At 67.5% G+C, this 2,604-nt stretch carries 4 protein-coding genes; 3 read left to right on the top strand and 1 reads right to left on the bottom strand.

From position 1 onward, the window contains the following. Positions 1-194: hypothetical protein (locus ABZ826_RS39110; RefSeq protein WP_361459333.1), on the top strand; the 194-nt coding region annotated here is incomplete at its 5' end. Between the two features lie 176 nt (positions 195-370). Here ABZ826_RS39110 and ABZ826_RS39115 read toward each other — a convergent pair. Continuing rightward, positions 371-1,330 carry a stage II sporulation protein M gene (locus ABZ826_RS39115; RefSeq protein ID WP_361459337.1) on the bottom strand — a complete coding sequence of 320 codons (960 nt, stop codon included), beginning with the start codon at positions 1,328-1,330 and terminating at the stop codon, positions 371-373. Here ABZ826_RS39115 and ABZ826_RS39120 point away from each other — a divergent pair. After that, entirely contained in the window at positions 1,244-1,456 is a 213-nt protein-coding gene (locus ABZ826_RS39120; RefSeq protein ID WP_361459339.1) for a hypothetical protein, read from the top strand. The two genes, ABZ826_RS39115 and ABZ826_RS39120, sit on opposite strands and share 87 nt — an antisense overlap. A 42-nt stretch (positions 1,457-1,498) precedes the next feature. Then, on the top strand, positions 1,499-2,515 hold the full coding sequence (locus tag ABZ826_RS39125; RefSeq protein WP_361459335.1) for an RDD family protein: 1,017 nt from the start codon (positions 1,499-1,501) through the stop codon (positions 2,513-2,515). Positions 2,516-2,604 lie beyond the last annotated feature (89 nt).

Here is a 2,604-nt window from a genome sequence, read left to right on the forward strand (position 1 = left end):
GAAGCGGGGCCGCTTTCCAGTTCCACGCTTTCGCGTTTCCCTTTCCGGCGATTCCAACCTTACCAGACTCTTTCCTCACCGTTTCCGGTTCGAATATCAATTCCGGTAGCCAATTGGAGCGACCTTGCCTTTCGGCTGACTCGACTTTATCAGAAACATTCAGTCGAACTGATCGACTGCGTGATTCGGAATGAGAGAATCAATGGCTCTGCGGAAATGTGTTTCCGGTGAGAGCGAGGAAGACGTTAACCGTTGGGATCGGACCTGTCCAGTCCGACGCAACCGTTAAAATCTACCTCCCCAGATCGACCGTGTCAACAGTCTCTTGGGGCGAAGAGGAGACTAGCAGGTCAGCGCGGTCGTACGCACATCAGGCGGCGACCGGGAGCTCGGCGCTGCGTTCCGTGGGATCCAGGTCGCCCTGGTCGCCCGCTCGTGCGGCTCGGCCGCCCAGGATGTAGACGTACCCGAGGAAGGTCAGCTCGGCTGCGATGCCAAGGGCGATTCTCGCCCAGGTCGGAAGACCAGAGGGGGTGACGAAGCCTTCGATGACACCCGAGACGAACAGAACCAGGGCGAGGCCGATGGCCATGCCTATCGCCGATCTGCCCTGCTGGGCGAGGGCTGAGCGGCGGCTCTGCGGGCCCGGGTCGATGACCGTCCAGCCGAGGCGCAGGCCCGTACCCGCTGCGACAAAGACAGCGGTGAGTTCCAGCAGACCGTGCGGGAGGATCAGCCCCAGGAATGTGTCGAGCCGGCCGGCCGCGGACATCAGACCGATGCCGACCCCGAGGTTGAGCACGTTGACGAAGAGGATCCAGATCACCGGGATACCGAGGAATGCTCCCAGCACCAGGCACATGGCCGCGGCCTGGGCATTGTTCGTCCAAACCTGGGCGGCGAACGACGCGGCCGGGTGGCTGGAGTAGTAGGTCTCGTACTCCCCGCCGGGACTGGTCAGGCGGCGGAGGTCGTCCGGTGCCGCGATGGCCGACTGGACTTCCGGATGCGTACCGATCCACCAGCCGATGACTGCGGCCAGCAAGGTGGAGAACACGGCCGTAGGTATCCACCACTGTCTGGATCGGTAGACCGCGGCGGGAAAACCAATGGTCAGGAAGCGTGTGGCGTCGCGCCAGGTGGCTCGGCGAGTACCTGTCACCGCGGACCGGGCGCGGGCCACGAGTTGGGTGAGGCGCGCCGTGAGCATCGGGTCCGGGGTACTGGACTGGAGAAGAGAGAGGTGAGTGGCCGTGCGCTGATAGAGCTCGACGAGTTCATCTGCTTCCGCGCCGCTGAGTCGGCGCCCGCGGCGCAGAAGATGGTCCAGGCGGTCCCACTCCGTGCGGTGGGCGGTCACGAAGACGTCGAGGTCCATGGTCGGCTGCTGCTCCAGGCATGGGTGCGTACGGGTTCGTACTACGGCGGCGCGCTGCGGGTCAGCTTGGCAGACTGAGGCCCCGACGGGCAGGGAAGACCGGCGAAGGATGGGGCGGCGATGAGTGAACTCGTGACCGGGGACGCGGTCGTGCTGGGGCTGCGACCGGCGAAACTGCCGAGCCGGGCTCTGGCTCTGGCCATCGATCTTGCCGTGGTGGGGGTGGCGTTCGTCCTCGTCTCGATCGGGCTGGCCATGGCGACAGCGACGCTGGATGACGCAGCACTCGCGGCCATATCCGTCGCCTCCTTCCTGGTGGTGCTGGTGGGTGGGCCGATCGCGGTGGAGACGCTCAGCCATGGGCGTTCGCTGGGGAAGCTGGCGTGCGGGCTGCGGGTGGTCCGGGACGACGGCGGACCGATCCGTTTCCGGCATGCTCTGGTGCGCGGGGCCATGGGGGTCGTCGAGGTTCTGATGACGCTCGGGGTCGTCGCCTGTATCGCCTCGCTGGTGTCGGCGCGGGGGCGGCGGCTCGGTGATGTGTTCGCAGGGACGCTCGTCGTACGTGAGCGGGTGCCGACGGGACGGACGGCTGCCGTGCCGCCTCCGCCGCCGTGGTTGGTCGGGCGGTTCGCGGCACTGGATCTGTCGGCGGTGCCGGACGATCTCTGGCTGGCAATGCGGCAGTACCTGACACGGATGCATCAGCTCGACGCGCAGGTGGGCTGGTCCACGGCGGAAAGGCTGGCCGGGGAGTTGGCGACGCGTACCGGGGTTCCGGTGCCCGAGGGAGTGCCGGCCGGGGCGTATCTGGCGGCAGTGGTGAACGAACGGCAGGCGCGGGATGCGCGGCGGGTGTTCGCCGCTGGTCGAGACAGTGCCGCGCACGTGGGGTCTGGGCGGGCCGACGGTGCGCGCACCGGTGTGGGCGGGCAGGTGGCGAGCGGGGTATCGGACGGTGGGGCCGTTGCTTCCCCGTCGGTGGAGTCCTTGCCGGTGGAATCCTTGCCGGTGAAGCCCCTGCCGGTGGAGTCCCTGTCGGCGGTGGAGGTGGCCGGGGCGTCCGCTCCCGTGAGGCCGGTGGTGGAGGAGGGCGGGGCGGCGCCCGCTGCGACGGGGTTCGCGCCGCCCGCCTAGTGTCCTGCGCCAGGAATTCGATCAAGATATGCGGCGAGGCGTTCGAGGATCTCGTCGGCGCTCTTCGTCCAGGCGAAGGGGCGGGGGTT

This window comes from Streptomyces sp. NPDC047515, assembly GCF_040643055.1.
Taxonomy (GTDB): Bacteria; Actinomycetota; Actinomycetes; order Streptomycetales; family Streptomycetaceae; genus Streptomyces.